Source organism: Psychrobacter cryohalolentis K5, assembly GCF_000013905.1.
GTDB lineage: Bacteria > Pseudomonadota > Gammaproteobacteria > Pseudomonadales > Moraxellaceae > Psychrobacter > Psychrobacter cryohalolentis.
In genome coordinates this window covers 2,949,564-2,966,699 of the sequence record NC_007969.1, presented here as the reverse complement: position 1 = coordinate 2,966,699, position 17,136 = coordinate 2,949,564, and the positions used below count along the sequence as shown (strand labels likewise).

Genomic DNA, 17,136 nt, shown 5'->3' with positions numbered 1-17,136 from the left:
CTTTTATATCATCATAACAAGTCACTGTGCTGAAAGCGACCATGTATAATTGCTATTATGTAGTTTATTTTTTATCCAATAGTCTTGGCGTAGCAGTTGCATTTATCCGCTGCACACCAATTGCGCCGCTTATAATAGCGTATTTTTTTCAGACAAAAAGGTGGTGACTGTGCCCAGTGATTCGACGATGGTAATGTCTGATGGAAGCTATCTTATGAATGAAATGGCTTGTTATTTACGAGCAGATATCTTAAAGATTATCTTGCCGGATATGCCAGTGGTAGAGAGCAACTATCAAGCGCAATATTCTCAGTACCAGCTATCACTGGGCGATCTTAACTTAGTAGAGTTGGTGATATATTTGCCTAATGACATGCTGCCAGCTGATATTGAGACACTAGGTAGGACAGCTTTTAATGCTGTAAATATATGGCGCAAGACTCATATATCAAGATCTATAGACAGCCAGTTACGTAGTATTGACGTCTTGGTTTTGGATATCCAGCGTCAAATTGATATTGATATTGATATTGATACTGAACATGATGTTCATAATAAATCTTGCAAAAAAAATCCTGTTCAACCTCTAGCCCATAGTTTTACGGATAGTGATTTAGTACAGGGTTCGATCGTTGATACAAGTGCATCTATTCAGCCATTACAAGCATTTGGCTGGCATGACTGGCATATTCATTTAAATAAATTAAAGATACCTTGCGAGCTATGGCGATTTTTACACTATCGTTTAGGGCATTCACAGCAGGATAATAAGGATCATATAACAAATTCCGAAAACGATATTATTACTAGATTTCTAAATGTTGCCGACTTCTTTGCCCCTGCAATCACGATAGATAATGCGTTGATAAAATATGGTTTGCAAAATGAGCCTAACTCGGCATTGATAGCGATGTCGCTGGCGCAGAAAACCAATAGCCCAACTAAGCAGATGTATCAACAGCATATGGCGCAAGCGGCTGCTTTATGGTCACAACTTAGCATGCAGATGTTAGAAACAGTTTATAAAAATCCTGCTGCGTTTAAGCAGAAAGAATCATTGGAGAAGTCTAGTAAGGCAGATTTTTCTCATTGGCAACAGCAGATATTAGATGAGTCATTGTTTTCGCGTCATGAGTTAGTTCGTACTTTATATAAGCATCCCAAGCAAGCGCAGCAGTTGCAGCAACAAGGCTATGTTGTCCACCAACATTCTTACGAGTGTTTGGGGCGGCATTATGTACTAATATTTTATGGACAAGATGCAGAAGGAAAGCATGGTAAGTCGGCTATACGCCCAAATTTAGCGAAAATCGCTTTAGATGTGGCGACACGGTTACCAATGGCAGAACTACATCATGTGGTTGTATTGGGTATAGATTTTATAATAGAGGCTGAAGATGCTTTTATGGATATTGATTTATGGATTCAGCCAGTTAATCCCATGACCCAGCGCGAGCGCCAACTGACTAAAAAGGTTCAGCAGTTGCAGCAAAGTAATCAGAGTAATGCTAGTGAAATTACCGAAGATAATAAGAAAAAAGCTCATTCTAATCATCTATCATAAGTGCGCTTAAATATTCCAAGTGCATCTCGCCCTAATAATACTGACTAAAATTACTTATTATCAAACATAAAAAAAGACAGCCTAAGCTGTCTTTTTTATAAAATAAATCAATAACGATAAATTATCTTAGATTATTAGGACCATCGATATCACTATCATCAGTTGCAATATGATTGATATCAACCGTAGAAGAATTTACATCACTGGTAGAGCTTAAGTTATTAGGTGTGATGATATTATTATCTACTTGGGTTGTGCTGCTACCAAACGTATCAGTAGCTGTACTTGGCGTATTGTCACGTACTGAAGCAGCAACCTTATCTTGAGTCGATGAGCTTGGCGTCAAAGCAGATTTTGCTTTTGCTTCGTCACGTTCTCTGTCCATTTTATCCTGCATTTTGCGTAAGAAACGTGCTGCTGCTTCTTGACCACCTAGACCAAACGATAGGGCAAATGCTACGGCAACTGCACCTAAAGTTAGACCAAATGCTAGGTTGACAATAGAGTCAGCGATACCCATTGCTTTTAGACCCATGGCAAGTACTAAGCCCATGATCAAAACGCGCACGATATTTGCTAGGAACTGTGAACCTTGTTCAGAGCGCTCAACGACACCAGCGATGATGTTGGCAAGCCAAAAACCGATGAATAGGATGATTGCGCCTAGGATGATATTAGCACCGAAAGCAATAAACATCGCAATAATGGCTGAGATAGGCTCAAAACCTAATAAGTCAGCAGCAGCGATAGAGGCAAATAACATGGCAAAAAATACGATGGCATAGCCAACTAAGTCAGAAACCTTTTTATCACCCATGGTCTGTTGAAGACCAACTTTGGCAGGTAACTGATTGATTTGCGTATTTTCAAGCAAGCCTTTGATGATGTTTGCAACCATACGTACAACATAAAAAGTCACAACCAAGATAGCAATTGCCATAAAGATATTTGGCAAGGCTTCCATGATTTTGTTTAGCATGTTGGTTGCAGGGCGAGCAATTACATCAATTTTTAGGGCATTTAAAGCAGCAATGATTGTTGGAATAATCACTACTAGAAAGGCTAAAGAACCTGCAATGTTAGGTAAGCTATTCTGTTCACTTAAACCAGCTTTGGTTGCAAGCTTTTGGACATCAAAAGTAGAAACAAGGTTGGTTACGATGCCACGTACCACTTTGGCGATGATGTAACCTACTACGAATACTACAGCAGCAATCAGAATATTAGGGATAAAGCTGAAGATTTTATCAACCATATTAGTTAATGGAGCAAATAAACCGTCAAGCTCTAGTTGACCTAATACCATGGTCAATACTACTAATAGAATGAACCAATAAACCATGTCAGCAATCGTGCTGCTCATTGGTTTTACACCAGCTTTTGCACTCAAACGCTCATCCATTGAGGTTTTTGAAAGTGCAGCATTGATGGCAGTACGTGCAACTGTTGCAATTACCCAACCGATCACACCAACTGCAATAGCAGCGATAAGATTAGGGATAAAGGTGAGTACTTGGTTTACCATATTGGCAAACGGTGCTGAAATAGAGTTTAGGTTTAACTGACTTAACGCGCCAGAAATAGCGATAACGAAAATAAACCAAAAAACAATCTTAGAGATGATGCCCTCTAAGTCATAGCTTTTACCCGTTGAAGAGTTCATACGTTGATTGAGATTGATTTTAGACAGCACGCCGCGTACCAGAGCAGCTATGCCCAAGGCGACAAGCCAACCAATGATAAAAATAAGAATAGCGCCGATGATGGAGCCGATAGGGCCACCCAGATAACCGTTGAAAGATGTAAACATTGGATTCATCCTGTCCTCCTCTAATGATCATGTGTCTGCTATAAGATAAGAAAATCACTTTAATTCAAGCGTTTCATCTGAGGCAAACACACACCTATTTATTAGTATTTTTAATTAAAATTATTTGAAAATTTGATTTTAGTGCTTTATAAGAAATTTATACTTAACAATCAGTAGTCACTATTAACAAAACATACCTTTTGTTATTTCTTTCCTTAACCAATTTAGCTTAACTTATGTAATTATGAATTTAAAGATAGAAAGCTTAACGTCTTACTATATTTGTGTGATAAGTTGTTATTTTTACGGTAAATATTAACATAGACTGTACATTTGACCGATAATTTCAAGTGAGTCATAGCAGGCAAAACTAAGATTTGCTATTATAGATAAATGTGACATCTCGCCACTATTATTACAATTTGAGAGCATTTTATGAAAAAAATCACTACCCTAAGCATCAGTGCCCTTGCTAGTGCTATGTTATTAATCACAGGCTGTAGCGCAAACAATGGCAGTAAAGAAACAGCTACCAAAAGTGTTTCAGTGACTGAACAAAGCCCTGCCAAGGAAAAAGTAGGCTATAGCTTGGGCTATATGATGGCAGAAGGGAATAAAGAAGCGGTTGGGGATCTGCACCTAGATACGTTTGAAAAAGGTTTCCGTGATGGCTATGAAGGCAAAAAAGCGGCATTGACAGAAGAGCAAATGCAAGAAGTGTTAATGGCCTATCAAAAAGAACAGGAAGCGAAGTTTGTGAAAGATATGGAATCTAAAGCGGGTGCAAACAAAACTAAGGGCGCCGCATTCTTAGTAGAGAATGGCAAAAAAGCTGGCGTAAAAACCACTGCTTCAGGTCTACAATATAAAGTAGTGACCGCAGGTACTGGCAAGTCGCCAAAAGCTACGGACGTGGTTGAAGTAAACTACGAAGGTAAATTGATTGACGGCACTGTATTCGATAGCTCATATGAGCGTGGTGAGCCAATTGAATTCCCACTAAACCAAGTAATCGCTGGTTGGACTGAAGGTCTACAGTTGATGAAAGAGGGCGGTAAATACGAGTTTTATATCCCATCTGATATCGCTTATGGTGAAGCGGGTAACGCAGGTATCGAGCCTAATAGCACGCTAATCTTTACCGTTGAGCTATTAAAGGTAAAGTAATTAGCAGTAATTAATGCCAATTTAGTATTGATACAATAGACGTTAAAAGAAGCCCTCTTACATTAAGAGGGCTTCTTTTTGCGTAAGAAATAGCACTTAAGCTTTCGACGTTAATGAGCCATTATTCAAAGGTTCTTTTGGAAAACTTTAGAATTGCGACCGTTATTATACTTCTCGCGGCGTATTTCAGGTAAGGCACTTGCCTCAACTTCAGCAAACCCCTGTTCAACGAACCAATGTGCTGTACGAGTGGTCAATACAAATAACTTGTGTAGACCATGGCTGCGTGCTTGTTGCTCCAAAAATGCCAGTAAATCAGCGCCGCGGCTACCGCTGCGATATTCTGGATGTACCGCGACGCAGGCAACTTCTGCTGAATCTGTATCGAGTGGATAAAGCGCTGCACAACCTAAAATCATGCCGTCACGTTCGATGACGCTATAATTATCAATCTCTTGCTCCAAGCGTTCGCGTGAGCGACTGACCAAGATACCTTGCTCTTCTAACGGCGATAATAGCTCTATCAGCCCTACCACGTCATCGACATCAGCGCGGCGAATCTCTTCGTAAGGGTCGTGACTAATCAAGGTGCCAGAACCATCACGGGTAAATAGCTCTTCAAGTAGTGCGCCGTTTTTGGCATAAGAGATAATATGGGTGCGATGAACCCCTTGGCGACAGGCATTGCTGGCACAGCTTAAGAAGTAATTAATCTCACAGTTTAGATCACGGTCACGTAAGAAGCGGTCGACTTCATTTGGAATCATCTCACGTAGCAAACGATCATTATGATTGATACCGGCTTCTTCGCCTAGGAAAATCAGCTTATCAGCACCAAGCGCCACGGCGGCACTAAGAGCAACATCTTCAGCCAATAAGTTAAAGACTTCGCCGGTTGCCGAATAGCCCATAGAGCCTAAAATTACAATATGATCGTGTAGTAGATTATTTTTGATGGCTTCAACATCGATAGAGCGTACTTCGCCTGTCATCTGGTAATCAACGCCATCGCGGATACCATAAGGACGCGCAGTGACGAAATTGCCCGACACTGCATCAATACGTGAGCCGTACATAGGTGAGTTGGCAAGCCCCATCGATAGCTGCGCTTCAATCTGCAAGCGAATAGCACCAACCGCTTGTAATATAGAAGGCATCGCGACGCGAGGTGTCACACGAATATCTTGATGCAGTGGCGATTCAATATCAGCATCTTTGAGGTTTTTCTCGATTTGCGGTCGCGCCCCATGCACCAATACCAGCTTGATACCCAAGCTATGCAATAAAGCAAAGTCATGAATCAGTGTGCTGAAATTTGGATGATTGACCGCCTCACCACCAAACATAATCACGAACGTTTTGCCGCGATGGGTATTGATATAGGGGGCAGAATTACGGAACCAATGGACGTATTCAGGGTTAATCTGGGGCATGGCGCTAGTAGTCATAATGGGAGCAATAGTCGTTAGAATAAGAAAAAGGGCGTGACAGAGAATGCCTGTCGTTAAAGGATCGCTAAAGATTTACCATAGCAAAAAACGTCGTTATGAGCTATCTTTTATTTCAGTAGCGTTAAAGAGTCTTCACAGCAGATTAACGATATACACAACATCAACACAGGGTTAATGTACGTATAAATGCTTTTTGTTATGCTAAGCGCTATTGCTTTACCGATGGCTTACGCAGATAATTGATAAAAATAATAATGTTTAAAAATTAACATGACTGAGTATGACCATATATGATGGTAAATTGCTTATTGTCCTATATTTTTAAAACTACTAATTTTTACCAGCTCCTTTTTTACCAGCTTTGTTTTACCGATACATCAACTAGGGATAATGAATGTCATGAAGAAAAGTAACCATTTTGCGAACCCATTCAGTGCATGGACTGGACACCGCTTGTTTCATGTTGTCGCTGGTACGCTCGTTGGCGTTATGGCTGTCACGCAAGCATCAGCGATGTTACCCACACCAGAACAAGCCGTTAATAATTCAGTAGCGGTTCAGTCAAACTTTAATCAAAACAGTCAGTCAAATGCGCAAGCAGTTAACAGTAGAATTACAGCGTCATTGATTAGTGTTGATGCCAATGGTAAAGAAATACTGGTTCCTGTGGATGCAAATACGCGTTTGCAGTCAGGTAATGTTTTAGAGTATCAAGGCTATTTTACCAATACCAATGCGGATCGGGTTCGTAAAATGACCGTGACGATGAGTATTCCTGAACAAGTAGAATTGCTGCGTGCTGTTTCTCCTGATTTTCCTTATGGTAGTGCAGACGGTAATACATTTGCCCGTATGCCGCTACGTGGAAAAGTTGACAATCAGTTGCAAGAAATTCCGTTAAAATTCTATAAAGCCGTACGCTGGGATTTGGAAGGCGTAGGTCTTAATGATACAGTCGCAGTGAAATACCGTGCGCGTGTCAAATAAGTATATGCTTTGATATCTGCTTCAACAAAAAAGCACCGCAGCAATCACTGTGGTGCTTTTTTTATCGTCAATCTTTGATATCTGTAGTTATCAGGATTTTTTATATATCTTTTTCCACTATAAATTAAAGAGTGGCATATTTACTCTTGGATTTTTCGTTAATAAGTTGCTTAATGGCATGAATTTGGGCGGTAGTGGCTTGCGAGCCAGCAGCAATCACAGCGCTACGCTGGCTAGTATCTAGCGAGCTGATATGACCGACATTTGGCATAATCACAATATCAGCACGATCACGCTCATGACGCATTGATGCAGCGCTATGATTAATCTGAGATGCTTTCGCGTTATAGACTGCATTGGCGATTAAACTATTTTCAAGAAAGCCCCAAAAGCTGGTTAATGAATTGAGGTTCGGTTTTTGATTGACAGTTGATGTACTAGCGTTAGCAGCAGTCACATCAACGGCGATAATAATATCGGCACCTAAATCACGGGCGCTATCCACAGGCACTAAGCTGACCACGCCACCATCAATATATTTTTTGCCGACTTTTTCAGGGATGCGCGGTGCAATAAAGATATTAGGCACACTACAGGATGCTTGTACCGCAAGCCCAACATCACCGGTGGTAAATACGGTCTTTTTCAGCGTGTTTTTATCAGCAGCAACCGCCGCAAAGGAGATGGGGAAGTTTTCTATCGTTCGTCCACCAACATTCGCGTTAATAAAGTTTTTGAGCTTAATACCTTCGATAAAACCTTGGTTAGATAAGGTAAAGTCTGTCAATTCACTATCAATGGTGGTCAGTGCCAAGTGTTCAAGCTGCTTTGCATTATAACCACTGGCATACAAGCTACCAACTAAGCTCCCGACACTGGTGCCTACTACCAGTGTCGGTTTGATACCGTTCTCTTCTAATGCTTTAATCACGCCTACATGAGCGAAACCTTTTGCACCGCCACCACCTAATACTAAAGCTACCGTAGGTTTGTTCGGTACTGACGTATCTGCTGGCGCGACTGGCGTCAAACTATTGCAAGCACTCATCAATATAGCAAATATAGCGAAGAGGCTCAGACGAAGCGTCAATAAAAAATGATAATAAGGGTGGCAGATAGAATGAGAGGACATAAAAAACCTTATCAAAAATTATCATAGAGGAATAAATAGAGGTGTAGTAGGGTATGCCTCAATAGGTTACGCAGAAATCAGCTAGACGTTGTATGGCGAAATAGCTTAGCATAAGGTATTAGTTAGCATAATAATTTAGCGGTATAGCTAGGCACGTTACAGAATATTGATCATTATCACATGATAAGACAGCTTATAAGCTAGCATGAATTCTTGAACAAGACACTTGACCCTGTAAAATTTATATTAACATCGTTAGGATTTTTGATGCCCACATCGGTTAACCCTGCTACACCTCATTTACTAGACGTTTTGGCACTTGATATGCCGGTGACGGCGCTGGCAGGTGTTGGACCAAAAGTGGCCGAGCAATTGGCGCAATTGGGCATTGCCCGTATCTTTGATTTGCTACTACATCTGCCACGCGACTATGAAGATCGTAGTCGCTTGGTATCAATAGGCGATGTGGCTCATGGACAAGCCGCCATGATTACTGGTCGCGTCGTGCATGTCGATACCAATCGCAGCGGCATGACGGTGATTGTAGATGATGACACGGGTACGATATCTCTACGCTTTTTTAAGGTATATCGTGGACTTGCTCAAACCATGTGTCTAGGTACCCATCTACAATTATTCGGTGAAGTCAAAGTGAGCCGCTACGGTAAGCAGATACATCATCCTGAATATCAAATTATCAGCAGTAACGAGACGGTAGTAAATACGGGTTTACAGCCTATTTATCCAAGCGTTAAAGGTTTACATCAAAATAAGCTGCGTACATTAATTAAGCTTGCACTGCAAACGGTTCGTAGTCAGGGCTTGCCGATGACTTTATTTACGCCTGAGGATTTTTCAGTCGTTGCGGATTTGCCATTAGTGCCTTTTGAACCAGCTAAAATACCGATAACCGAGCCAGATTATCCAGAAGATATCTTTTCCACCCTCGCGCGTAGTGTGCCTGACAACGGTTTTAGTAGTAGTGATAGCAGTAACAGTAGCGTCAATAGAACGAAGCCCTCTTTTTATCATAGTCAAAATAATACCAGTTCCGATGCTATAAGTATGGCTAATAATAACGTCTATAATTTAACCATATTTGAAGCGTTGGTATTACTGCATACGCCGCCTACTTATACTGATGCTGGTCAACAATACAAATTATTAACCCAATTAAGCGCTCGTACTCATGCTGCTTGTCAACGCCTCATTATTGAAGAGTTGACTGCACATCAGCTCAGCTTATTATATCGCCGTCAGCAATTGCATCAGTATAAAGCGCCAAAATGTGCTATCCAAAGTCCATTGGCAGATAAATTGTTTGGTGCGTTGCCATTTGATTTAACGGGTGCACAAAAAAGAGTTATGAGGGACATTACCGCTGATATGGCGACTTCAATACCAATGCTCAGATTGGTACAAGGCGATGTTGGCGCTGGTAAAACCTTAGTCGCGGCAGGCGCGGCGGGTTATGCATTAGATAGTGGTTGGCAGGTGGCGGTGATGGCACCGACGGAGATTTTAGCGGAACAGCATTTGGTTAATTTCAAAAACTGGTTTGAGCCGTTAGGTATTGGGGTTGGTTGGTTGGCTGGTAAACAAACCGCTAAGCAGCGCCGCGAAGCGTTAGAAGCGGTGAGCGAGAATACCGTACAAGTAGTCGTTGGTACTCATGCGCTTTTCCAGGATCAGGTACAATTTGCCAAATTGGGTTTGGTTATTATCGATGAACAGCATCGTTTTGGTGTTGAGCAGCGTATGGCGTTGACCAATAAAGGCGTGGCTGGTAGCACACCGCATCAGCTGATTATGACTGCAACGCCCATTCCGCGGACGCTAGCGATGAGTGTTTATGGCGATATGGACACTTCTATTATCGATGAGCTACCACCAGGGCGTACACCGATTACTACCGTAACAATTGACCGCAACCGCCGTGATGAGGTGATTGAACGTATTGCAGTTAATTGTGAAGCTGGCAGGCAGGCATATTGGGTGTGCTCACTGGTTGAAGAGTCGAGTGTACTCGATGCGCAAGCTGCTGAGGCGACTTATGAAGATTTGAGCGAGCGTCTGGATATTCGCATTGGCTTGGTGCATGGCAAAATGAAAGGCGCTGATAAACAAGCCATTATGCAAGCGTTTAAGGCAGGACAACTTGATTTGTTAATAGCTACTACAGTTATCGAAGTGGGTGTTGATGTGCCCAATGCTTCTCTGATGGTCATTGAAAATGCAGAGCGATTGGGTCTATCGCAATTGCACCAATTACGCGGGCGAGTCGGGCGCGGTTCAACAAAAAGCTATTGCGTGCTGTTGTATCAGAAGCCGTTGTCGGAGACAGGTACTGAACGTCTAAATGTATTGCGTGATAGTACTGATGGTTTTGTCATTGCGCAAAAAGATTTAGAGCTGCGTGGTCCGGGCGAGTTATTAGGAAAGCGTCAAACAGGTAATGTCGGCTATTATTTGGCGGACCTTATTCGGGATGAGCAGTTATTTGCTATTGCCCAGCGTTTGGCAAAGCATCTGATTGCAGATCCTGCACGCAAAGCCGATGTCAGCCAACTGATTCATCGTTGGATGCCAGAGGCAAGTCGTTATACCAATGCTTAATGATAGTTAACTCAACCTGTTTTCTATTACTGGTTACCATAAAAAAGCCATTATTTTCTTAAAATAATGGCTTTTTTATGGTTTTTATAAATCATTTATCAACCAATAATTAACACTGTATTCTTATTTTAATGAACTAATATTGACTTATGTGTTCATGAGTTATTATTGAACTATGATTATTTGTGTGGCAGTTTACGATAATGGATTGGCACAGTGTCTTCCATGCGTTTGCTAGGATATCGCGTTTTACATAATGATATATGGTTAAAATATGCGTATTTCTAGTCGTTTTATCGATTCTAACAGGACGTTAGGATGAGAACTTGATTAACTTCATAGTGGCAATCTATCTGCTTTGTCTGATGACTACTGTGCCATTCATGTTTTTTATTAACGACCTGAATTTATTAACAAGGATGTTTCATGAAAAAGACGTTAACCTTCGTTTGTGCTATCGCCACACCATTATTATTTAGCCAGTCTACTTTTGCTGCATTCGATTATTTTAAAACCGATGGTAGCTTTAAACGCTTTTCGGTCTCTGCTGGCTGGTTGCATGCCTCTCCACAAGGCACGGCCAATCCTCTAGAAAATACGACAGCCATTAAAGATGGTACTGTCGCTAAAAACGGCAGTGTTAAAATAAAAACTGTCAGAGAGGTTATTGATCCTGATCAAAATGAGCTCACTAAAGTTAAAGTAAATACAGGCCTAACTGCTATAGGGGTAGTAAGCTTTAGAGGTGAAGAAACTGATTTGTCTAGAACTACTCTAGGTGATGTATCAGGTCAAGTTAAGCTTGGCGGTTTAGAGAATTTCAGCAGTCCAGGTACGGGTCTTGAGTCTGCTGATGTTGATACTTTTGGTTCGCTATTTAACTATTATCTAAATGATAACTGGTCAATTGAAGTCAAAGCCGGATTTCCTCCTAAAGTAGATATTATGGGTAAAGGGAAAGTGTATGCACCTATATCTGGTGAGGTTACAGCTGGTGGAATAGGAGAATATGCACTACCAAAATTTAAAATTAAAAAAGAACAGCTTATAACCGATTTAGAACAAGGTGATGGCGTGGCATCTAGGGCTCGCGCATGGCTACCGGCAGCGGGGGTGCAATATCAGTTTGGCAAATCTGGGGTCAATAAGTTTCGCCCTTATGTCGGTGCTGGGGTTATGTATGCCTATTTTAACGGTATTGAACTAAATGATGGTATTCGTAAAGATTTAGAGGCAGCTGGACATCAAATTCAGAATATCAAAGATGGTAAATCGGGTGCTGCGCTAGAAAATGTGCCATCCAATCGAGAGATGAACGTGGATGTGGAGGCAGAAAGCGCTTTTGCACCTATCGTCACTGTTGGCGCTACTTATGATTTCAATGATAGATGGTTTGGAGTCGGGTCATTGTCTTATGCAAAACTGGACAGCGATACGACCATCACCGTTAAAAATGATAAGAATGAAGAGTTGATTCGATCGAAAGCTCACCTCGATATAGATCCTTATATTACTTTCCTTGGCGTCGGCTATCGTTTCTAATAGAAGATTTATAGTAACTACAGAATAGTAGGATAAATATAGCGCACATTCTTAAGACTGTGTTTTTTGTCTTACGATCTACAAAAAGAATCTTGATGCTATCAAATTCATTAATAAGCGGTATGTATTGCTTATCACTTTTAGTATGTTCGCTTGGAGCGTTTTTATATCTGCCGATATTGAGTCAGTATGGAACTTACGAAGCTCAGACACTATATATATAAATCAGATGACAACTTAATATATGCTATGCTCAATAAATTTACGAACTATTGTAGTCACAAACAGCATTTTGACCATATAAAGATGCTCGTTTAACGTAATGCTAGCCTATTTTCACCTATTATTTTCCTCATATTATATATCCTTATTATTGCCTGTATTGACAGAGAGTTATCATGAGCGATGTTGAAGACAACAAGCTGCCAGTTGAATCTGAGCTACCCCCATACCGCCAATCTGATGCGCGAACGTCTAAGCCTTTATCAGATAAGCCATTATCAAAATTTCCTTTATGGTTATTACCAGTATTGGCTATTGTGCTCGTTATTGGGGTATTGGTTGGTAAGTACTGGGGCAATGATGAGGAAGCGAGCAATGAGTCGCCCGTTGCTAACAATGTGCAAAACGATAGCGCTAACCTAAAAGATGCTAGCATTGAGCAAGCTGTATTATCGGTCGAAACAGTGCTACCAAGCCAAGATAATATTGGTAATACGCTCAGTGCTGACGGAACCATCAATGCTAAGGATGTCGCTAATGTCAGTGCCAAAGTAAACGGCGTAGCGATTGAACGGATATTGGTCGAAGAAGGTCAGCGTGTTAAAGCTGGTCAAATACTGGCTGTATTTGATACCGACGCGATGGAGCAGCAAGTCTTGCAAGCAGAAGCTGATGTTGCCGAAGCAAAAGCGACGCTTGCCAATGCCACTGCCGATGCCGCCCGCGTCCTGCCACTTATTGATATTGATGCCATTAGCAAGCAAGAAGCGGATCGCTATCGTACGGCTAAACTACAAGCGCAGGCGTCACTGCAAGCCTCTAAAGCTCGACTGAGTACGCAGCGCTTGAGTGTCAATAATGCCAATGTGGTTGCACCGGTTAGCGGTATTATTAGTGAAAAAATGGCTGAAGTTGGTATGATTGCTGGTGGAGACCCACTATTTACTATTATCAAAGGTGGTATTTTGGAATGGCGTGCGGATATCGATCCTAAGCTGATTGGTGAGGTTAATGTTGGCACACCAGTCCAAGTTAGCCTACCGGGCGGCGATTCTGTCATGGGGGAGGTCAGTCGCATTGCACCAACTGCTGATAATAATAGGCAAATTACCATTTATGCTAGCCTTGCTGCTAACGCGAAAGTAAGAGCAGGCATGTATCAAACGGGCGAGTTTTTATTGGGTAGTAGCAGCGCTCAAACGGTTCCTAATAGCGCCATTGTCAGCAATGACGGCTATGACTATGTGATGCTAGTGACCAATATCAGTACTAAAGACGGTAAAAACGGTCACAACATTGGCCGTATCAAACAACAACGTGTGACCCTTGGTGAGCGCTTTGGCGATAGTATTATGCTCACAGAGCCACTCCCTGCAGAGAGCCGACTTGTAAAGCAAGGGGGAAGCTTTTTAAATAATGGTGACTTGGTACGTGTCGTTGATGGTCTGAGTCAAACTGGTAAGCAGGCTACTAGCACAGACACGCAGGCGCGCTCATGAGTTTAAATGTTTCCGCCTACTCGATTAAAAATCCATTAGTGGCTATCTTGCTGTTTGTACTGCTCACCTTAGGCGGTATCTATGGCTTTATGCAAATGAAGGTGCAACAGTTTCCCGATATTGACCTACCAGCGGTGGTGGTCACGGTTACTTTACCGGGCGCTGCGCCATCGCAGCTTGAAAACGATATTGCAAAAAAGGTGGAAAATAAGCTCACCAGTATTGAGGGCGTCAAGCACATTCGTACGACGCTCCAGACGGGCGCTGCCACTATGGTCGCTGAGTTCGTCTTAGAAAAAGACATCCAAGAAGCGGTTGATGATGTGCGCTCGGCAGTCGGTGAGGTACGTGGCGATTTGCCTGCCGCTGCCAATGACCCTATCGTCACCAAAGTCTCAACATCAGGATTCCCAGTCGTCACATACTCTGTCGCTGCTGAAAAAATGAATGTAGAAGACTTGTCTTGGTTTGTCGATGATACCGTCACCAAGCGTTTATCTGATATACCCGGTGTCAGTACTGTTAGCCGTATCGGCGGTTTGCAGCGTGAAATTACGGTTGCCGCTGACCCTATTACCTTGAGTGGTCTAAAGCTTTCTATCACGCAATTATCCAATCAAATCACCGGTATTCAGCAAGACAGCTCAGGCGGTGAAGCCGAAGTCGGCAAAACCACGCAGACCATTCGTGTACTTGGTGCTGTTGAGCGTGCAAGCGATTTAAATAACTTACAAGTTGCAGTGCCTACGGGCGGTACGCAAGCGCTTGGACGCATGGCACAAATTACGGATGGCGCGGCTGATCCAAGCTCTATTGCCAAGCTCGATGGGCAAACGGTGGTTGCATTCAATATTACGCGCTCGCGTGGTGCCAGTGAAGTGGAAGTCATGGAGCTGGTTGACGCTGAGCTTACTAAGCTGTCAGCAGATGTGGGCAATATTAGTATTGAAAAGGTTTATGATCGAGCAACGCCAGTCGCTGAAGATTATCAAGCGTCATTACGGATGCTGATAGAAGGTGGTTTGCTTGCCGTAGTCGTGGTGTTCTTATTTTTACGCAATATCCGCGCGACTTTTGTGGCTGCTGTGGCATTGCCATTGTCCGTCATACCTACTTTTTTGGGTATGTATCTGTTTGGTTTTAGTCTTAATATTATCTCCTTATTGGCGCTGTCGCTGGTCATTGGTGTACTGGTCGACGATGCCATTGTAGAAGTTGAAAATATTATTCGTCATTTGCGTATGGGTAAGACGCCTTATGAGGCGGCAATGGAAGCGGCGGATGAAATTGGTTTGGCGGTTGTTGCCACTACCTTCACCTTGATTGCCGTATTTTTACCGACTGCGTTTATGGGCGGAATTGTCGGGCAGTTTTTTCGGCAGTTTGGTTGGACAGCAGCATTATCAATATTTGCCTCGTTAATGGTTGCGCGCCTTATCACACCGATGATGGCAGCATATATATTGAAACCAGAAAAGAAGCACGTTGAAAAGCAGAGCGCGCTGATGGATTGGTATCTTAAAGTGGTCTCATGGACGCTAGATCATCGCTGGATGACGATGGGTGCTACCTTAGTATTGTTTGTGGCTTCATTGGGTTTGGTAAAATTATTACCCACCTCTTTTATACCTGATAATGATATTGACCAAACACGGGTGGCGATTGAGCTGACACCCGATGTGGCGTTAGCGGACACGGAACGAGTTGCCGCGCTGGCAAGTGAGCGTATTTTAGCCATGCCTGAAGTGACCAATATCTTTACATCGGTAGGTGAGGCGCAGGCGACAATGGACTCAAACTCTAGCGGTGGCAAGGCAGAAAATATAGCAGGTCTAGATATTGTACTTGCGCCAAGAGCAGAGCGCGGCTCTAAGCAAGAGATTGAGCGTAAGATGAGTACTATATTGGCAGAAATACCCGGTGCGCGCTTTACGGTCGGGTTATCGAGTGGTGGTGAGACAGGTTATAATTTTTCTTTGACCAGCACCGACCCGCAACTGCTTGAGCAAACCGTACAGCAGATGATGTCAGAGATCCGTGAGCTACCAAGTTCTGGTGCTGTCACGAGTGATCGCAGCCTGCCACGCCAAGAGTTGACCGTCACGCCAAATAGGCTAGCAATGGCGGATAAAGGGGTGACGACGCAAGATATCGCCACGACCTTACGTGTGGCGACCGTTGGTGACTATGAGCAACGTTTGTCCAAGCTGAATTTAGATACGCGGCAGATACCAATTGTCGTGCGCTTGCCAGATATCGCTAAGCAAAACGTCAGCCAACTCGAAGGCTTATATGTACCAAGTGCGCTACCAGCAGGACAAGGCGTGCGTGTTGGCGAAGTTGCGACACTCGACTTTGGTACTGGACCTGCGCAAATCAGTCGCCTTGATCGTGAGCGTGCGATTAGTATTACTGTTCAGCCTGCCAATGGTGAGCTTGGTGATCTGGTACAAGCGGTCAAGAGTATACCTAGTATGCAACAGCTTCCAGCCTCTATTACTATTATTGATCAAGGACAAGCAGAAAATATGGCCGAGTTATTTAGCGGCTTTGTGATTGCAATGTCGGTCGGCGTGGTCTGTATTTTGGGCGTACTTATATTATTATTTGGACGCATCTTGCAGCCATTTACGATTCTCATGGCATTGCCCCTGTCTATCGGTGGTGCCTTTGTAGGCTTGGTAATTACCAATAGCAGCCTGTCGATGCCCTCGATGATTGGTTTTATTATGTTGATGGGCATTGCGACCAAAAACTCTATTCTTTTGGTCGATTATGCACTGATTGCTCAGCGGCGCGGTCTAGCACGTTTTGAGGCAATTATCGATGCTTGTCGTAAGCGTGCGCGTCCGATTATTATGACCACTATCGCGATGGGCGCTGGTATGTTGCCGTTGGTATTTGGTTGGGGTGATGCCGATCCGACCTTCCGTCGACCGATGGCAGCAGCAGTATTGGGAGGTTTAGTCACCTCAACCTTATTAAGCCTCGTTGTTATTCCAGTGGTCTATACCTTGATGGATGACTTATCAGGATGGTTTGGTAAGTGGCTTGCTCCGAATGGTAAGCCAGATATAATGACTGAGGAAAAGTAGCAGCTCTAACAGTAATACTGTTAGTAAGCGACATAAAAAGCTCAAATTATA

At 42.8% G+C, this 17,136-nt stretch carries 10 protein-coding genes; 7 read left to right on the top strand and 3 right to left on the bottom strand.

Translation table 11 applies throughout. From position 1 onward, the window contains the following. Positions 1 to 214 precede the first annotated feature (214 nt). Complete coding sequence (locus PCRYO_RS12345) at positions 215 to 1,564, top strand: hypothetical protein (protein WP_105575679.1); 1,350 nt, start codon at positions 215 to 217, stop codon at positions 1,562 to 1,564. A 121-nt stretch (positions 1,565 to 1,685) separates the two neighbouring features. Here PCRYO_RS12345 and PCRYO_RS12340 read toward each other — a convergent pair whose 3' ends face one another. Then, positions 1,686 to 3,383 carry a mechanosensitive ion channel gene (locus PCRYO_RS12340; protein WP_011514712.1) on the bottom strand — a complete coding sequence of 566 codons (1,698 nt, stop codon included), beginning with the start codon at positions 3,381 to 3,383 and terminating at the stop codon, positions 1,686 to 1,688. 426 nt (positions 3,384 to 3,809) lie between these two features. On the opposite strand from PCRYO_RS12340, the gene PCRYO_RS12335 reads away from it, so the two are divergent. After that, positions 3,810 to 4,541: an FKBP-type peptidyl-prolyl cis-trans isomerase gene (locus tag PCRYO_RS12335; protein ID WP_011514711.1), complete on the top strand. Its 732-nt coding sequence runs from the start codon at positions 3,810 to 3,812 to the stop codon at positions 4,539 to 4,541. Between the two features lie 125 nt (positions 4,542 to 4,666). Here PCRYO_RS12335 and argA read toward each other — a convergent pair whose 3' ends face one another. After that, the gene (gene argA / locus PCRYO_RS12330; protein WP_011514710.1) at positions 4,667 to 5,989 is read right to left on the bottom strand and encodes an amino-acid N-acetyltransferase; all 1,323 of its coding nucleotides are present in this window, start codon (positions 5,987 to 5,989) and stop codon (positions 4,667 to 4,669) included. A gap of 402 nt (positions 5,990 to 6,391) precedes the next feature. Here argA and PCRYO_RS12325 point away from each other — a divergent pair, with 402 nt between their 5' ends. Continuing rightward, entirely contained in the window at positions 6,392 to 6,979 is a 588-nt protein-coding gene (locus tag PCRYO_RS12325; protein ID WP_011514709.1) for a hypothetical protein, read from the top strand. Between the two features lie 124 nt (positions 6,980 to 7,103). Here PCRYO_RS12325 and PCRYO_RS12320 read toward each other — a convergent pair whose 3' ends face one another. Further along, positions 7,104 to 8,111 carry a patatin-like phospholipase family protein gene (locus PCRYO_RS12320; RefSeq protein ID WP_011514708.1) on the bottom strand — a complete coding sequence of 336 codons (1,008 nt, stop codon included), beginning with the start codon at positions 8,109 to 8,111 and terminating at the stop codon, positions 7,104 to 7,106. 267 nt (positions 8,112 to 8,378) lie between these two features. Between PCRYO_RS12320 and recG the strand changes: the two genes are divergently transcribed. The 4 genes from recG (at position 8,379) to PCRYO_RS12300 (ending at position 17,085) form a co-directional block, all read left to right on the top strand. Beyond that, on the top strand, positions 8,379 to 10,727 hold the full coding sequence (gene recG, locus PCRYO_RS12315) for an ATP-dependent DNA helicase RecG (protein ID WP_011514707.1): 2,349 nt from the start codon (positions 8,379 to 8,381) through the stop codon (positions 10,725 to 10,727). Between the two features lie 426 nt (positions 10,728 to 11,153). After that, positions 11,154 to 12,269 (top strand): OmpW/AlkL family protein, encoded by a 1,116-nt coding sequence (locus PCRYO_RS12310; RefSeq protein WP_011514706.1) that lies wholly within the window; start codon positions 11,154 to 11,156, stop codon positions 12,267 to 12,269. A 398-nt stretch (positions 12,270 to 12,667) separates the two neighbouring features. Continuing rightward, complete coding sequence (locus PCRYO_RS12305) at positions 12,668 to 13,990, top strand: efflux RND transporter periplasmic adaptor subunit (RefSeq protein ID WP_011514705.1); 1,323 nt, start codon at positions 12,668 to 12,670, stop codon at positions 13,988 to 13,990. After that, positions 13,987 to 17,085, top strand: a complete 3,099-nt coding sequence (locus PCRYO_RS12300) for an efflux RND transporter permease subunit (RefSeq protein WP_011514704.1) — start codon at positions 13,987 to 13,989, stop codon at positions 17,083 to 17,085. The genes PCRYO_RS12305 and PCRYO_RS12300 overlap by 4 nt, the downstream gene beginning before the upstream one ends. Positions 17,086 to 17,136 lie beyond the last annotated feature (51 nt).